Annotated in this window: 15 protein-coding genes; 11 read left to right on the top strand and 4 right to left on the bottom strand. The window is 68.3% G+C overall.

The genetic code is table 11. The features are described 5' to 3' along the window. The first annotated feature begins 9 nt into the window (after positions 1 to 9). Positions 10 to 2,556 carry a LuxR C-terminal-related transcriptional regulator gene (locus KF707C_RS23670; RefSeq protein WP_036991815.1) on the top strand — a complete coding sequence of 849 codons (2,547 nt, stop codon included), beginning with the start codon at positions 10 to 12 and terminating at the stop codon, positions 2,554 to 2,556. Positions 2,557 to 2,559: 3 nt separating this feature from the next. On the opposite strand, the gene KF707C_RS23665 is transcribed toward KF707C_RS23670, so the two are convergent. Beyond that, positions 2,560 to 3,363 carry a SirB1 family protein gene (locus KF707C_RS23665; protein WP_003449569.1) on the bottom strand — a complete coding sequence of 268 codons (804 nt, stop codon included), beginning with the start codon at positions 3,361 to 3,363 and terminating at the stop codon, positions 2,560 to 2,562. Positions 3,364 to 3,526: 163 nt separating this feature from the next. Between KF707C_RS23665 and KF707C_RS23660 the strand changes: the two genes are divergently transcribed. The 4 genes from KF707C_RS23660 to KF707C_RS23645 all read left to right on the top strand — a co-directional run bounded on the left by KF707C_RS23660 (position 3,527) and on the right by KF707C_RS23645 (position 7,921). Next, on the top strand, positions 3,527 to 4,546 hold the full coding sequence (locus tag KF707C_RS23660; protein ID WP_003449568.1) for a Leu/Phe/Val dehydrogenase: 1,020 nt from the start codon (positions 3,527 to 3,529) through the stop codon (positions 4,544 to 4,546). A 92-nt stretch (positions 4,547 to 4,638) separates the two neighbouring features. After that, positions 4,639 to 5,805, top strand: coding sequence for a pyruvate dehydrogenase (acetyl-transferring) E1 component subunit alpha (pdhA, locus tag KF707C_RS23655; RefSeq protein WP_003449567.1), 1,167 nt, complete (start codon positions 4,639 to 4,641; stop codon positions 5,803 to 5,805). Next, a complete protein-coding gene (locus KF707C_RS23650; protein ID WP_003449566.1) occupies positions 5,798 to 6,799 on the top strand; it encodes an alpha-ketoacid dehydrogenase subunit beta in 1,002 nt (333 codons plus the stop codon). The genes pdhA and KF707C_RS23650 overlap by 8 nt, the downstream gene beginning before the upstream one ends. 15 nt (positions 6,800 to 6,814) lie before the next feature. Next, positions 6,815 to 7,921 (top strand): dihydrolipoamide acetyltransferase family protein, encoded by a 1,107-nt coding sequence (locus KF707C_RS23645; RefSeq protein WP_003449565.1) that lies wholly within the window; start codon positions 6,815 to 6,817, stop codon positions 7,919 to 7,921. A gap of 39 nt (positions 7,922 to 7,960) precedes the next feature. Here the strand turns inward: KF707C_RS23645 and KF707C_RS23640 are convergent, their stop codons facing one another. Continuing rightward, positions 7,961 to 8,218, bottom strand: coding sequence for a YebG family protein (locus tag KF707C_RS23640; RefSeq protein WP_003449563.1), 258 nt, complete (start codon positions 8,216 to 8,218; stop codon positions 7,961 to 7,963). A 245-nt stretch (positions 8,219 to 8,463) separates the two neighbouring features. Between KF707C_RS23640 and KF707C_RS23635 the strand changes: the two genes are divergently transcribed. Next, positions 8,464 to 8,958, top strand: coding sequence for a phosphate-starvation-inducible protein PsiE (locus KF707C_RS23635; RefSeq protein ID WP_003449561.1), 495 nt, complete (start codon positions 8,464 to 8,466; stop codon positions 8,956 to 8,958). 19 nt (positions 8,959 to 8,977) lie between these two features. Here the strand turns inward: KF707C_RS23635 and KF707C_RS23630 are convergent, their stop codons facing one another. Then, complete coding sequence (locus tag KF707C_RS23630; protein ID WP_003449559.1) at positions 8,978 to 9,289, bottom strand: DUF3509 domain-containing protein; 312 nt, start codon at positions 9,287 to 9,289, stop codon at positions 8,978 to 8,980. Between the two features lie 259 nt (positions 9,290 to 9,548). On the opposite strand from KF707C_RS23630, the gene KF707C_RS23625 reads away from it, so the two are divergent. The 5 genes from KF707C_RS23625 (at position 9,549) to KF707C_RS23605 (ending at position 13,160) form a co-directional block, all read left to right on the top strand. Further along, the gene (locus KF707C_RS23625) at positions 9,549 to 9,845 is read left to right on the top strand and encodes a DUF3649 domain-containing protein (RefSeq protein WP_036991812.1); all 297 of its coding nucleotides are present in this window, start codon (positions 9,549 to 9,551) and stop codon (positions 9,843 to 9,845) included. Next, complete coding sequence (locus tag KF707C_RS23620) at positions 9,842 to 11,368, top strand: PepSY-associated TM helix domain-containing protein (RefSeq protein WP_003449555.1); 1,527 nt, start codon at positions 9,842 to 9,844, stop codon at positions 11,366 to 11,368. The genes KF707C_RS23625 and KF707C_RS23620 overlap by 4 nt, the downstream gene beginning before the upstream one ends. Then, the gene (locus KF707C_RS23615; protein WP_003449553.1) at positions 11,368 to 11,691 is read left to right on the top strand and encodes a DUF3325 domain-containing protein; all 324 of its coding nucleotides are present in this window, start codon (positions 11,368 to 11,370) and stop codon (positions 11,689 to 11,691) included. Before KF707C_RS23620 ends, KF707C_RS23615 begins: the two co-directional genes overlap by 1 nt. Positions 11,692 to 11,778: 87 nt before the next feature. Further along, positions 11,779 to 12,288 carry a DUF3016 domain-containing protein gene (locus KF707C_RS23610; RefSeq protein ID WP_003449551.1) on the top strand — a complete coding sequence of 170 codons (510 nt, stop codon included), beginning with the start codon at positions 11,779 to 11,781 and terminating at the stop codon, positions 12,286 to 12,288. Positions 12,289 to 12,707: 419 nt separating this feature from the next. Then, entirely contained in the window at positions 12,708 to 13,160 is a 453-nt protein-coding gene (locus KF707C_RS23605) for a BRO-N domain-containing protein (protein ID WP_003449549.1), read from the top strand. 56 nt (positions 13,161 to 13,216) lie between these two features. Here the strand turns inward: KF707C_RS23605 and KF707C_RS23600 are convergent, their stop codons facing one another. Further along, positions 13,217 to 15,736: a TonB-dependent receptor gene (locus tag KF707C_RS23600; RefSeq protein ID WP_003449547.1), complete on the bottom strand. Its 2,520-nt coding sequence runs from the start codon at positions 15,734 to 15,736 to the stop codon at positions 13,217 to 13,219. Between the last annotated feature and the right edge of the window lie 74 nt (positions 15,737 to 15,810).

The raw sequence follows: 15,810 nt of genomic DNA, 5'->3' as shown, positions 1-15,810 counted from the left end.
CATGCCGCCATGTCCGCCCTGACCCCATTCGAGCAACTTGCCTACCTGCCGCGTCTGCCGACGCTGCATGTTCCCCGTCCGCGTTTGGTGGAGCAGATGCTTGCCTCCCGTGCGCGCCTGAGGTTGCTCTGTGCGCCCGCCGGCAGCGGCAAGAGCGTGTTGCTGGGCGAGTGCCTGGAGCGCCGTCCGGAGGCTGGTGCCGTGCACTGGCTGCCCCTCGGGGGGAGGCGGTGGACGGTGGCCGGGTTCTGTGCCCAGCTGGCGGGCGCCCTGGGGCTCGATGCGGTCGACGAACAGAGCCTGTGCCGGGCGCTGGCGCAGCGTCGCCAGCCGCTCTGGATCATGCTGGACGACTATTGCCGCCAGCCCGATGCCGAGCTGGATGCCTGCCTGGAGCGCCTGCTGAATGCCGGCAGCCTTCAGGTCACCTGGTGGATCAGCACCCGGCGACGTCTCGCCTGCAACCTGCCACGTCTCCTGATCGACGGCGAGTTGCTGGAACCGGACGCCAGTACCCTGGCCTTCACCCACGAGGAAGTGGCGGCGCTGCTGGCGCGGTCGGGACGAGACTGGCGCGGGGATGCTGTCGGGCGGCTGCTGGACAGCACCGGCGGCTGGTGTGCCGGCCTGCGCATGGCATTGCTGGAACCGGCGGACTGGGGGCTGGACGATTCCGGCCAGGGAAGCGGCCCGTCCGACACCCTGATGGCGTACCTGGATCACGAACTCTTCTCCGGCCTGGGGCCGGAACAGGCGGAAGCCTGGCATGCGCTGGTCCACCTTCCGCGCTTCAACACCGCCCTCTGCGAGCATCTGCTGGGCACGGGGCTCGGCGCCGAGTTGCTGCGACAGCTGCAGGTGCTGGGTGCTTTCCTGGAGCCCCTGGCGGACCAGTCCGGCTGGTTGCGCATCCTGCCCGGACTCGCGCGCCAGGTTCGGCGACGTGACGCGCTGGGTGGTCGAGGCTGGCACCTGCGGGCCTGCCAGTGGTTTTCCCAGGAGGGGGACTGGCAGCACGCCATCGAACATGCCCTGGAGGCGAATCAGCCCGAGGCGGCGGTAAGCCTGCTGCAGCACCTGGGCGTCGAGCACCTCTTCCAGGGGCGCAATGTGGCCCTGTTGCTGCGGTTGTACCGCGAAGTCGACGCCAGCCTGCTGCAGGTGTCGCCCCATTGCGTGCGCCTGCTGGCCGGCGCCCTGCTGTTTGCCGGTCGGCTGGATGAGGCCGCAGCCTGCATTGCCGGCCAGGCGCGATTCCTGCCTCAACCCGATGCCGCCGCCCAGCGGACGCTGCTGGCCTACTGGCAGGCCCAGTACGGGATGCTGGCGCATCTCCAGGGGGATGCCGCGGGGGCCGGCCTGCACCTGCGCCAGTCCCTGGAGGCCTTGCCGGAGTCGGCCTGGGAGCAGGCCCTGATCTGCTACTCCGGCCTGACCCAGCAGGCGCTGCTGAGTGGCCGGCTGGACGAGGCCCAGGCCATCAACCGCGAGGCCCTGCTGGCGGCGCGCAGCCATGGCAGCCTGCTGCTGGAGGCCTTCCTCGAACTGGACCATGCCCAGATCCTCGAGCACCGGGGCGCCCTGTTGCGTGCCGATGCGGTGCTGGAACGGGCGCAGGAGTTCCTCGCTTGCCAGGGTCGTCGGGCCAGTCCCTTGCTGGGTCGGCTGGCGTTGCGGCGGGGGCGCCTGGCGCTGCGCCAGGGGCGCGATGAGGAGGCCCGGAGCCATTACCGCTTCGGACTCCGGGAGGCCCGCTGCTGTGGTGATTACCGTGCCCTGTACGGGTACCTGGGGCTGGCCACCCTGGATGCCAACCAGGGCGCCTTCGACCTGGCCTTCGATCGCCTGCGGGAAGCCGAACGGCTGATGCAGATCCGCCATATACCGGAGCGGGTCTACCGCGCCGTGCTGCTTCAGGTGAGCAGCAGCCTCCTGCTGATGCAGGGCCGAAGCGCCCAGGCACGCCATGCCTTGTTGCGGGTGCTCAGGCATTTCCGGGGCGAGCACGCGGTGCAGGCGCCGCCGGCCACCCTCGACCTGATTCCCCGCATCGAGTGGCAACTGGCCCTCGCGGAGGTCTACGAGGGCGAGGTGTTCAACGCCCGCCAGCGGCTGCTCGGGCAATTGCAGAAAGCCCGCGAGGCGGGCATGCCGGCCCTTGAAGTGGAGATTCACCTGGCCCTGGCGGAGTGCGAGTTCCTCGCCCGTGACCGCGAGCGCGCCCTGGTGGTGCTGCGGGATGGCCTCGCCCTGGCGGAGCGGGTGGGCCTGCAGCAGCCCCTGCGGGAGCTGCGCCTGCGCCAGCCGGGAATGCTTCGGGAGCTCGGTCTGGATGAGGGTGAGGATCCGCTGGATGCGGCGTCCGGCCCCTTGAGCCAGCGGGAACTGGAGGTGCTGGGGCTGATCGCCCAGGGCAGTTCCAACCAGGAAATCGCCGAGCGGCTGTTCATCTCCCTGCACACCGTGAAGACCCACGCCCGGCGCATCAACGGCAAGCTCGGGGTGAAACGGCGTACCCAGGCGGTAGCCCATGCCAAGCGCCTGGGACTGATGTAAGGCTCAGTGCAGGGGCTGGGCCTGGCCGAGGCGGCGCAGGCGCTGGGCCAGTTGCAGGTGCTGGGCGGGGTTGTCGCAGAGCATCAGGGCGTGTTCCAGGTCGTAGCGTTCGGCCTGGGGGCAATCCAGCACGCGGTAGATATCGGCGCGGGCCAGGTGGTCGTACATGCCGGGCGGACCCAGTTGCAGCACCCGCTCCGCGTCCTTCAAGGCCGCCAGGGGCTGGCCGGCCTCCTGGTGCAACTGGCGCAGGTTGCGCGACAGGCGCTGGATCATCTCCCGAGGGGTGGCGGTGCGCAGGTGCGTGGCCTGGAGTTCCGCCTGGGGCCCCAGGGCCCTGAACAGCAGCTCCCGGCAGTCCCGGGTGTAGAGCCGGCGGCCGGAGCAGGGGTCCAGCAGGTGGTCGGCCCCCGGCACCCGCAGCAGGAAATGGCCGGGGAAACCGACGCCGACCAGCGGAACCTCAAGGCGCACGGCCAGTTCAAGGGCGATCAAGGCCAGGGACAGCGGCTGTCCGCGCCGGCGCGCCAGTACCTCGGGGAGCAGGGCGGCCCGGGGGCGCAGCGGCGTTTCGTCGTCCTCGTGGAAGTCCAGCTCGTTCAGGCGCCGCAGCAAGGGCTGCGCCAGCTCCGCCGGTGGCAGGTTCGGCAATCCGCAGGCCACGGCCTGCAACAGCCCGCCGAAGTCCCGCAGGACCTCTGTCGGTTCCAGGGAGGGCAGATGTTCAGCGGCGATCCACACGGCGGATTCCAGCAGTGCCGGTGGATCGCGATCGAGGCATTCCAGACAGTGTTGGCGCGGTTCCATGGGTTTCTCCAGGAGGTTGATTCCTTGTAGCCAACTGGTTGATTTTCGTCCAGTAGTCGCCCCGGGACGCGGTTATCTCGACGCGCCGGCTTATGCCCCCACGGGTAGGCCGGCCGTCGCAGCTCGTCCTATACTGGCCCTAAAGTCAGGAAGGGAGCCCGCCATGTTCGCCATGATGGAAGCCGCCCGGCTGGAGGCGCTTCACCTCGCCGATGATCCCGCCACCGGACTCAAGGCCATCATCGCCATCCACAACACTCGCCTCGGTCCAGCCTTGGGTGGCTGTCGATACCTCGCCTACCCCGATGACGAAAGCGCCATCCGCGATGCCATCCGCCTCGCCCAGGGCATGAGCTACAAGGCCGCCCTGGCCGGGCTCGACCAGGGTGGCGGCAAGGCGGTGATCATCCGCCCCGCCCATGTGGACGACCGCGCCGCGCTCTTCGAAGCCTTCGGGCGCATGATCGAGTCCCTCAACGGTCGCTACATCACGGCGGTGGACAGCGGTACTTCCAGCGCCGACATGGATTGCATCGCCCAGCAGACCCGCCACGTCACCAGCACCTCCGCCGCCGGCGACCCCTCGCCGCACACCGCCCTCGGCGTCTTCGCCGGCATCCGTGCGACGGCCCGGGCGCGCCTCGGCAGCGACGATCTGGAAGGCCTGCGGGTCGCCGTGCAGGGCCTGGGCCATGTGGGCTACGCCCTGGCCGAGCAACTCCACGCCGTGGGCGCCGAGCTGCTGGTCAGCGACCTCGACGCCGGCCGGGTGCAACTGGCGGTGGAACAACTGGGCGCCCAGCCGGTGGCCAGCGACGCGCTGCTCACCACCCCCTGCGACATCCTCGCGCCCTGTGGCCTGGGAGGCGTGCTCAATGCCCTCACCGTCGGCCAGTTGCGCTGCGCGGCGGTGGCGGGGGCGGCCAACAACCAGTTGGCCAGCACCGAGATCGCCGACGAAATGGAAGCGCGGGGCATCCTCTACGCGCCGGACTACGTGATCAATTCCGGCGGACTCATCTACGTCGCCCTCAAGCACAAGGGCGAGGCGCTGCCGGCGATCACCGCGCACCTGTCGCGGATCAGCCAGCGCCTCACCGAGATCTATGCGCACGCCCAGGCCGACAAGCGATCCCCCGCGCGGGTCGCCGACGCCCTGGCCGAGCGCCTGCTGTTCGGCTGAACGGCCGCCAACCAGCGGCCCGGCCTTATCGCTCCTGGAGCCACAAGCCCCGGGCCCTGTGCTGTCACCCACAAGGTGCAAGGAGAGACGCCATGTCCAACCGGATCGAACTGCCCTACACGCGCTTCCTCGACCCCGAGGGGCGGCTGGTCGGCGAACTGCCGGCCTGGGCCGACGATTTCAACCTGCTCACCGACCTTTATCGCCGCATGGTGCTGACCCGCCTGTTCGACCAGAAGGCGGTGGCCCTGCAACGCACCGGCCGCATCGGCACCTACGCCCCGACCCTGGGCCAGGAAGCCATCGGCGTCGCCATCGGCAGCCTGCTGCGGGATGAGGACGTGCTGGTGCCCTATTACCGCGACACCGCCGTGCAACTGATGCGGGGTGTCGGCATGGAGGAGATCCTCCTCTACTGGGGCGGCGACGAGCGCGGCAGCGACTACCAGGCCCCCCGCGCGAAGGAGGACTTCCCCATCTGCGTCCCCATCGCCACCCAGTCCCTGCATGCCTGCGGCGTCGCCACCGCGATCAAGATCCGTGGACAGCACCGGGCGGTGGTCACCACCTGCGGCGACGGCGCCACCAGCAAGGGCGACTTCCTCGAGGCCCTCAACGTGGCCGGCGCCTGGCAGTTGCCGGTGGTCTTCGTGGTGAACAACAACCAGTGGGCCATCTCGGTGCCCCGGCGCATCCAGAGCGGCGCGCCGACGCTGGCGCAGAAGGCCGTCGGCGCCGGCTTCCATGGCGAGCAACTGGACGGCAACGACGTGCTGGCGGTCTATGACCGGGTCCGCTGGGCCCTGGATCGCGCCCGCCAGGGCAAGGGACCGGCGCTGCTGGAGTGCATCAGCTACCGCCTGGGGGACCACACCACCGCCGACGATGCCACCCGTTACCGCAATGCCGATGAGGTGAAGGCGGCCTGGCTGGAGGAGCCCATCAAGCGCCTGCAGGCCTTCCTCGCCGCCAACCGTGTCTGGGACGAGGGCCGCGAGCAGGCCCTGGTCGCCGACTGCCAGCGCCAGGTGCAGGCGGCGGTGGACCGCTTCGAGGCCGCGGGCATCCAGCCCGTGGAGTCCGTCCTGGATCATGTCTACGCACGCTGGCCGGCGGCGCTGGGCGAGCAGCGGGAGATGCTGCTGGAGCGGGTATCCCGCCGGGAGGAACCCTCACCCGGCGCTACGCGCCACCCTCTCCCGCCAGCGGTAGAGGGGAATCGGATGTGCTCTTCGAGCAGCGGAGGCGATCATGAGTAACCTCAACGACACCACCGAAAAGCGCGCCCTGCTGGAGGCCGTCAACCTGGCCCTGCACCGCGCCATGCAGGAAGACGAGAACGTGGTCGTGCTGGGCGAGGACGTGGGCGTCAATGGCGGCGTGTTCCGCGCCACCCTGGGCCTGCGGGACCGCTTCGGCTTCAAGCGGGTGATCGACACGCCCCTGGCCGAAACCATGATCGCCGGCCTGGCCGTGGGCATGGCCGCCCAGGGCCTGAAACCGGTCATGGAAATCCAGTTCCTCGGCTTCATCTACGCCGCCATGGAGCATCTGGTGTCCCATGCCAGCCGCCTGCGCTGCCGCACCCGTGGCCGGCTGACCTGCCCCATGGTGCTGCGCAGCCCCATGGGCGCCGGCATCCGTGCCCCGGAGCACCACAGCGAAAGCACCGAGGCGCTGTTCGCCCACATCCCCGGCCTGCGGGTGGTGATCCCCTCGTCGCCGGCGCGGGCCTACGGCCTGCTGCTGGCGGCCATCGACGACCCGGACCCGGTGGTCTTTCTCGAGCCCACCCGGCTTTACCGGATGAACCCGCAGCCGATCATCGACGATGGCAAGCGCCTGCCGCTGGACAGCTGCTTCACCCTGCGCGAAGGCTCGGACATCACCTTGGTGAGCTGGGGCGCCAGCGTCCACGAGACCCTGCAGGCCGCCGCGCAGCTGGAAGAGCGGGGCGTATCCGCCGAAGTGATCGACGTCGCCTGCATCAAGCCGCTGGACCTCGACACCCTGGAGGCCTCGGTGCGCAAGACCGGTCGCTGCGTGATCGTCCACGAGGCGCCGCGCAGCTGCGGGGTGGGCGCGGAAATCGCCGCCAGCCTCTACGAGCGTGCGCTGCTGGACCTGCATGCGCCGATCCAGCGGGTCACCGCGCCGGATATCCCGCCGCCGCTGTACCGCCTGGAGCAGCTCTACATCCCCAGCCCCGAGGACATCCTCGCGGCCTGCGACCTCACCCTGAACTACGCCTGAGACAAGGAGAGCACGATGAAATACTTCAAACTGCCCGACCTCGGGGAAGGCCTGCAGGACGCCGAGATCGTCCAGTGGCATGTGAAGGCAGGCGACAGCGTGACGACCGACCAACTGCTGGTCTCGGTGGAAACCGCCAAGGCCCTGGTGGATATCCCGGCCCCTCACGATGGCGTGGTGGCCAAGCTCTTCGGCCAGGAGGGCGACATCCTCCATGTGGGCGAACCGCTGATCGGCTATGAAGGCGAGGATGCCGACGCGGGCACCGTGGTGGGACGCCTGGAGGGCGGTGGCAGCAGCCAGGCCGACAGCTTCTTCATCGGCGCCGCGCCCTCCACCCGTGAGCACCTGGCGCCCCGTGCCACGCCGGCGGTGCGCCAGCTGGCGCGACAGCTGGGCGTGGAACTGGCGGCCCTGGCCGGCTCCGGCCCCGACGGCCTGGTGACCCGCTCCGACGTGGAGCAGGCCGCCCAGAGCGCCCGTGACAGCTTTGGCGGCGAGCGCCTGCGCGGTGTGCGCCGCAGCATGGCGATCAACATGGCCCGTTCCCATGCCGAGGTGGTGCCGGTGACCATCTTCGGCGACGCCGACCTGCACCGCTGGGCGGAGGCCCGCGATCCGCTGATCCGCCTGGGCAAGGCCATCGCCGCCGCCTGCGAGGCGGAACCCATCCTCAACAGCTGGTTCGACGGCCGCGCCCTGTCCATCCGCCAGCACGACCGGCTCGACCTGGGCATCGCCGTGGACACCCCGGACGGGCTCTTCGTGCCCGTCCTGCGCAATGTCGGCGGACGCAGCGCCGAGGACCTGAAGGAGGGTATGGCGCGGCTGCGGGCCGATGTTAAGGCCCGCTCCATCCCACCCCAGGAAATGATGGGCGCGACCCTCACCCTGTCCAACTTCGGCACCCTGTTCGGCCGCTACGCCAACCCGGTGGTGGTCCCGCCCCAGGTGGCCATCATCGGCGCCGGCGGCATCCGCGACGAAGTGGTGGCCTGGGAAGGCAAGCCGGCGGTGCATCCGGTGTTGCCGCTGTCCCTGACCTTCGACCACCGCGCCGTCACCGGCGGTGAGGCGGCGCGCTTCCTCAAGGCGCTGGTGGAGGCGTTGGAGCGGCCTTAGGCCGTCTTCCCCGGCAGTGATTCCGTTGAGGCGGAGCCCTCACTCGGCGGGCTGTTCCAGCTCCGCCAGTGCATCGGGCTGGTTCTTGAAGGCGCGGGCGAAGATATCGCGGTTCTTCGCCATGTAGATGCCCAGCTCCTCGACCTGCTGCTCGCTCAGCGAGGGCACCGCCTTCTGCAGGACCTCGGCCAGGGACTCGGCCAGTTCGAGCATCTTGTCGTAACGGTCGGCTTCGGCCTTATCCATGAACAGTCGCTCCGGATCCCGGCTGCTGCGATACACCACTTCGACGGCCATTCATCACCCCTCACCTTTGGTCGATGGTTCAATAAATACTGGATGCGCATACAGTATTGGAATGCTGGCCAGTTGGAAATAGCCCCCGGCGAAATTTCCTTCTGCCCCCGGCTTCAACCTTAGCTGGAAACCCCCGTGCGACATCCTGACTCCTGGCGCGGCCCGGGCGTCGGCCCTCATCCTGCATAACCCCATTGTCACCCACACCCGTCATCATCGGGGGCGTCGTACCGAGGAGCTGTAACGTGAAGATCAAACGGGCTGAACAACTGCGCGAGAACCTGCATGGCCTGGCGGAGTCGCTGGGCAACCTGCTGGTGGAGAGCTTCCACTACCTGGCCCTGTTCGCCATCGGCGGGATCACCGCCTGGGCCGCCGTGATGGCGTTCCTGGGCATGGTGGAGAAGGGGCACATCACGGTGGATGACATCCTCCTGCTGTTCATCTATCTGGAGCTGGGTGCCATGGTCGGCATCTACTTCAAGACCAACCACATGCCGGTGCGCTTCCTGATCTACGTCGCCATCACCGCGCTGACCCGGCTGCTGATTTCCGATATCTCGCACCATCATCGTCCGGACCTGGGGGTGGTGTACGTTTCCGGTGCCATCCTGTTGCTGGCCCTGGCGATCCTCGTGGTGCGCTTCGCCTCGTCGCGCTTCCCGTCCGTGCAGACCGAGGCGCCGCCCGGTCGCAAGCGCCTGCGCCGCGCCCCGTCCGAGGCCGAGGAGGAGGCCTGATCGCCGAAGCCGGCGGGCCTCAGAGGCCCGCCGATCCCCTTGCCTGCACCCTTCCGGCGCGCACCGGCGCCACATGCCCGCCCGTCATGCTGGTGAGCAGTTCCCCGACCTTGTGACCCCGCTCGATGGCGATGCCCAGGCGGATGCTTTCGATCACCCGGGCCAGGCGCACCGGGTCGTTGCGCTGGGCCGTGCTGAGGGTGCGCCGGGCTGCGACGCCCCGTTCATTGGTCAGTGTCAGCATGATGCTGCCGTCCGGGCCGACGAGGCTGAAGTTGACCCGGTATTCGGCCTGGAATGCATCGGTGAGGATCTGGAATGGGTTGTACATGGCCTTTCACCTGGCTGATGGAGCGATGAATCGATGGACTGCCAGGGGAACTGCAAAGTTCGAACCGGAATTCCGGATTCACGTCGAGCGACCTGACCGGATGTCGCGGACGGTCCTGTCCGGGTCGCTCTTGCCCTATTGAGTGGATTTTTCTGTTGCATTCCAAACGCGCCTGTAAATAATTCTCATATCTATTTCGGAAGCGTCCCCTGGATCATGCGATTCGCGCATGGCGGGGGCCCTTGACCCTGGTGGAAACGTGAGAAAAGCCAAGTCATCCACGCCCTGGAGCCTGAGCGCCCGAGTGCTAGCGGCGATCCTCGGCGGTTACGCGCTGGCCTACGTGGCCACCGCCTTCCTGTCCGTCTACCTGCCGCTGGTGCGCAGCGAGCGGGTGGTGTTCGCCAGCCTGGCCTGCTTCGCGGTCTATGTCGTCGGCATCGTCTGGGCCTTCGCCGCGCGCTCGGCCCTGCTTGCCTGGCTGGGCCTGGCCGGGCTGACCGCCCTGCTGGCCCTGGCCGCCTACCTTCCAGGTGATTTCGGAGTGCGACCATGAGCCTGCGCCAATCCATGGCGGGACTGCACACCTGGGGCGGACTGCTGCCGTCCTGGCTGCTCTTCGTCATTCTGTTCGGCGGCAGCATCGCCTGCTTCGACAAGGAGCTGGAACGCTGGATGCGTCCGGCGCTGCATGAAGGCGGCGGCGAGCAGACGCTGTCCATCGACCAGGTGCGCGACTGGCTGCTGGCCAAGGCACCCGATGCCCACGCGCTCTGGATGCGTCCGCCGAGTGAGCGCGAACCCTTCTGGTGGGCCGGTTACGAGCCGGCGGACGAGAGCGAGTTCCAGCGCTTCGCCCTCGATCCGGTGACCGGGCAGGCCCTGCCGGAAACCCTGGGCGGCAGCTTCTGGTTCACCCTGCACTACGACCTCCACGCCGGCATGGCCGGACTCTACATCGTCGGCATCGCCGGCATGTTCATGCTGGTGGCGCTGGTCAGCGGCATCATCATCCACCGGCGCATCTTCAAGGATTTCTTCACCCTGCGGCCCGACGCCAATGGCCAGCGAGCCTGGCTCGACGCCCACAACCTGTTCGGCGTGGTGGGGTTGCCGTTCCACCTGCTGATCGCCTACACGGGCCTCGCCATCTTCGTGGTCTTCTACATGCCCGCCGGTATCCAGCGTGCCTATGACGGCAACGCCGAGGCCTTCTTCCACGATGTCATGGGCGCCTATCACCGCGAGGAAGCCAAGCGCCCGGCACCGCCGCCCATGTCCCTCGACCGGCTGGTGGCCGATGCCCATTCCCGCTGGGGGGGCCAGGAAACCGGCTGGATCAGCGTGCACCATCCCGCCGACGTCAGCGCCGTGGTGGATATCCGCCGCTACGACCGTTCCGGCATCGTCGACTTCCAGTGGACCCTGTCCTACGACGCGGCCACCGGCGAACTGCTCCATGAGCAGAAGCCGTACAGCCCCGGCTACCAGAGCTACGCCTGGCTGACCAACCTGCACATGGCCCAGTTCGGCGGCCAGATCGTCCGTGTCCTCTACCTGCTGCTCGGCCTCATGGGCTGCGCCATGGTGGTGGGTGGCTTGCAGGTCTGGCTGAGCAAGCGTGAGGCGCGTGGTGGCCGGGGAATCGGCCTGGTGCGCGCCCTCAATGGCGCCGTGGTGGGCGGCTTGCCCATCGCCAGCCTGGCGCTGCTCCATGGCAACCGCCTGATCCCCGACGATGTCGCCGCACGGGCCAGCGCCGAGGCCTGGACCTTCGTCGGCGCCTGGGTGCTGGTGGCGGCCTGGGCGGTGCTGCGTCGCAACAGCGGCAAGGTGACCCGCGATCTCCTGCTGGTCGGTGCCCTGCTGGCGCTTGGCCTGCCGCTGCTCAACCCGCTCACCGCCCCCGCCGGCAGCCTGCCGGCCACCCTGGCTCGTGGTGACTGGGGGCTGGCCGGTATCGACCTTGCGCTCCTGGGCGTGGGCGTCATCTGCGGCCTCTTGGCCTGGCGACGTGCGCAACCCCGGGCGGTGAAGGCACCCCGGGTGCGTCGCCGCCTTGTGGAGGAGGGCGCCTGATGCTGCTGCTGAGTTTTGCCTGTTGCTACCTGGCGATGACCGCCCTGGCCCTGGCCATGGGCCGCCCGCACAAGCAGGTCCTGGACGGCGCGCCCAGCGTCGGCCGTTGTCGTGCGCTGCGGCTCGGAGCGCTCCTGGCCATGGCCAGTGCGCTGGCGCTGGCGGTGGGGGAGTTGGGCGGGGAGATCGGCGGGGTGATCTGGCTTTGCCAACTGATGCTCGCGGGCCTGCTGCTGGTGGCGGTGCTGGCCTGGAGGACCCGCTGGGTGTTGCCGCTGGTGGCCATCCTGCCCCTCGGCGGCACCTTGCTGGCGTTGACCTGATCCGCCCGGCCGGTCGCGCGTACCGGTGCGGGCGGCCGGCGTAAACTGGACCTGGCGGTGGTCCGCATCACCGTCAGGAGGTGTTCCATGCGACCCACGCTGCCCCTCATCGTGCTGGCCTTGCTGATCCTCTCCCCGAGTGCGCTGGCCGCTTCCACCGAAGTCAGTTTCAGCAACGTCGAGCGCTACACCGACGCACGTCTCCACCGCGATTACGGGCGTGGGGCGGATGACGCGGTGCTCAAGGCGCTCAAGGCCCATATCGAGACGCTTGGCCAGCGCCACCTGCAGGCCGGGCAGACCCTCAAGGTGGACATCCGCAACATCGACCTGGCCGGCCGCTTCGAGCCTTGGCGCATGAACGGCTACGACGTGCGCTTTCTCCGCGAGGTGACCTGGCCGCGCATCAAGCTCCACTACAGCCTGACCCAGGACGGCCGGATCCTGGTGGCGCGCGAGGTGACGGTGATCGACCAGGCCTACCTGATGCACGGCAACCGCTACTTCAGCAGCGACCGCCTGCGTTACGAGAAATCCATGCTGGACGACTGGTTCCGCTGGAATATCCCGCCCCGGGAGAAGACGGCGGCCCATTGAGTGCCGGTGTCGGATCGGGGGCGCGGCTGTCGCCCTTTTCGCAAATGAGTTCGCACGCGGCGCCCCCGAGGCAGCATCCCGATTCGCGGTTGAAATGTCCTAAAGCCTGTCCGGGTGCTTGTCGCGTTTTGGCGTCGATCCTAACGTGCGCCGGTCGCGGTTAGCCCCGCGACCGGGTTTGACGACCTGGAACCATGAGTGCGCCTTGCCTACGGTGCCGGCGGAAAGCGGCGGACGTTTTCCGTGGAATCGACCTGGAGTGCAGTTACTTACACTGCACACCTCCTACGGCAGGCCGCACGGGGAGACCCTTCGAGGTCTGCCGGTCCGTGGTCCGGTTCGTCAACCCCGCTGCGGTCTGCCACCCTTTCGCTTGACGACGAAGGTGGCAGCTCCTTGATCAACCACGGAGATCCACCATGCACGACGCATATATCCCCCGCTTTTTCTATCGCCACGATCGCCCCCTGCGCGGGGTGATGATCGACAACCAACCCTGGTTTTCCGCCTACGACTTCGCCCGCCTGCTGGGCCTGCACCATCCCCAGGCGCTGCATCGTCGCCTGCGCCCCTTCGAGTCGTGCCGGGTGTTGCTGCAGTACGCCAGCGGCAACGAGGAGGAGGTCCCGATGATCAACGAGTCCGGCCTGTACCGGGCGCTGGTCCGCTTCGGTCACCCGGAATGCCGGGGATTGGAGGAGTGGATGAGCCGCGAGGTGATTCCCACGCTTCGCGACCTTCACGCCCGGGACGAGGCGCGGCCGCGCCGGGTGATGCTGAGCTGGCAGACCCGGCGGCTGGTGCTGCTGGAATGGCAGGGTGAACTCTGGATGCCCTGGAACGACATGCCCCGCCACCTGTTCCATCCCTAGCGACACGCGATCCGGTGCGTTGCCTCGTGCTTCGGCAACGCACCGGGAGGCGAGGGTCAGAACTCCAGGCTGTAGCTCAGGCTGTAGGTGCGGCCACGGCCGTGGTAGTCGAACAGCTCGGCGGGGATGCTGGCGCTGTAGAACACTTGCGCGCGCTGGCCCCAGACGGTGGTGTAGTCCTTGTCCGCGAGGTTCTGGATGCCGAAGCTGAGGGTGCCCACCGGCAAGGTCCGGCTGCCCAGCAGGTCGAAGATGGTGTAGCCGTCGATCCGGTGGTCGTTGCCGTCGAACTGCCCGTTGGCCAGGACGTTGCCGTCATCCGAGAGGTTGAAGGTGCGTACGCCCTGCAGGCGCAGGCTGGTGTCGCCGTCCTGCCAGCCGACGAAGGCGGTGAGCTTGGAGGGGCTGGCGGCGGTGACGTCCTGCTTCTGCCAGCGGCCGTCGATCTTCTGCTGGGAGCGGATGGCCAGGGCGCTGGTCCCCACCTGCCAGTGGTCGTTCAGCCAGTAGTTGGCCTGGCCTTCCAGGCCGTAGTTGCGCTTCTTGTTGTCCAGCTGTTCCACCAGCAAGGTGGTGCGGTTGTAGGTGATGCTCTTGTCCGACCAGGCGTAGAAGGCGGCCAACTGGGCATCCAGGCCGCCACCGTAATGACGCCAGCCGAATTCCACCTGCTTGGTCTTGATACCGTCCAGCGCGGAATCCTCGACGTTCACATGGCGGCCCAGGGTCCAGTGGTTGCCCACCAGGCTGTAGCTGCCCTGGCCGTAGTACTTGGCCGGGTCCGGCAGTTCGAAGCCTTCGGAGTAGTTGGCCCAGACCTGCTGGGCCTTGTTCAGCTTGTAGACGGCGCCGGCGTTGTAGAGGTCCACCTGGTAGTCCTTCTCGCCGCCGGGGATGGCGTCGGCGCTGGTGCCGATGCCCTTGCTGATGAGGATCTGCTGGGTGGCGGCGACAAAGTCGTCCACGTCGTTGCCGGTGCGTTGGCGACGCACGCCAGCGGACAGGGTGAGGGCGTCGGTGGCCTTCCAGCTGCCCTGGGCGAACAGCGAGTCGCTGTCGGTGTCGATGCCGGGGTAGCGCCCTGTCCTGGCGTACTCGGCGGCCACCAGTCCGCCGGTCTGGGCGGCGGTGTCGAGGTCGAACAGGGCCTGGTCGGCGTCGAAGCGCTCACGTTCGATGTCGGCGCCGTAGGTGAGGGTGAAGCGGTCCCAGGCTTTCACCAGCACGGCCTTCAGCCCGTGGTAGTCGGTGTTCTGCTGGGAGGCGGAGTAGTAGGACGAACCGGGGATGATGGCGCCGCTGCCATCGAATCTGATGCTGGGGTAGGGCTGGAAGGCCATTTCCTCGCGACGGTAGTAGGCCTGCAGGTAGAGGTCATGACCCAGCACCTCGGGCGCGTGCCAGGTGGCGTTGAACTGCTGGCGCTGGGTGCGCGGCTCGCGGTCGAAGCGGGCGCCGCCTTCGATCTCGAAGGCTTCCTCGCCACGCAGGCCGGCGAAGTCGCGGCCCAGGTCGACGCCCTTGTCGCCGTCGTAGCCGGAGTCGTACCACTGGGCTCCGAGGCTCAGGCTGTGCCCGTTGTCGAAGGCGAAGTCGAGGCTGCCCATCACATCCACCGAGCGGTTGTACTGCAGGTCGGTCTGGGTGATGTCGAGCATGACCTGGTCGCCGCTGCCGTCGTAGGCGGCGCCGTTCTTCTGGTAGGCGACCGAGGCACGGCCCTTGATCTGCTCGGTGCCGCCGCTGACCGACTGGGCCACGCGCCAGTCGTGGTCCTGGTGGGTTTCGAAGCCGCTGCGCAGGCCCACTTCGCTGTTGAAGCGCGCCGCTCCGGCTTCGCCCTTTTTCGTCACGATGTTGATGATGCCGCCGGTGGCGCCGCCGCCGTACACCGCGCTGGCACCGGAGAGCACCTCGATGCGCTCGATGTTGAACGGGTCGATGGAGTCGAACTGGCGGCTGATGCCCCGGGAGCTGTTCAGGGAGACGCCGTCGATCATCACCAGGGCGCTGCGGCCGCGCATGTTCTGGCCGTAGTTGGTGCGGCCCTGGGGGCCGATGTCGAGGCCGGGGATGAGCTGGCCCAGGGCTTCCTTGAAGGGCACGCCGGCGCGGGTCTGCTCCTGGAGCTGGGGCGCATCGATGATCCACACGGTGCCGGGCAGCTCGCTGATGCTGGTGGGCGCGCGGGAGCCCACCACCACCTGGCGGTCGACTTCCAGGGCGGCGCCGGTGGATTGCAGGCTGTAGCCACCGTCTTCCGCCACCGCCGCGAGGCCGCTGCCGGCCAGCAGGTGGTGCAGCCCTTCATCGACGCTGTATTCGCCGGACAGTCCCTGGGTGCTGCGCCCGGCGGTGAGTTCGGGGCTGAAGGAGAGCAGCACACCGGCTTCGCGACCGAAGCGGTTGAGGGCGGCCTCCAGGGCTCCGGCCGGGATGTCATAGCGTTGGCGCGGGCTTTCGGCGGCGATTTCACGGGGGGCGGCGATGCCCGGGGCGGGCAGGGCGGCGGCCAGGCCCAGGCCCAGCAGCAGGGCGCGGGCGAGGGGGGTGAGGGTGAAGGAGCGGTACTGCATGGTGGCGTCTCGTCAGTGAAAAGGGGTTCTGATTGCCTTGTCACGCGAGGGCGGAAAAAAGGTTCAGCATGGGG

The sequence above is a fragment of the Pseudomonas furukawaii genome (genome assembly GCF_002355475.1).
Lineage (GTDB): Bacteria > Pseudomonadota > Gammaproteobacteria > Pseudomonadales > Pseudomonadaceae > Metapseudomonas > Metapseudomonas furukawaii.
Note: the sequence above shows the minus strand (reverse complement) of the source record. Positions and strands in the feature narration are given on the sequence as shown.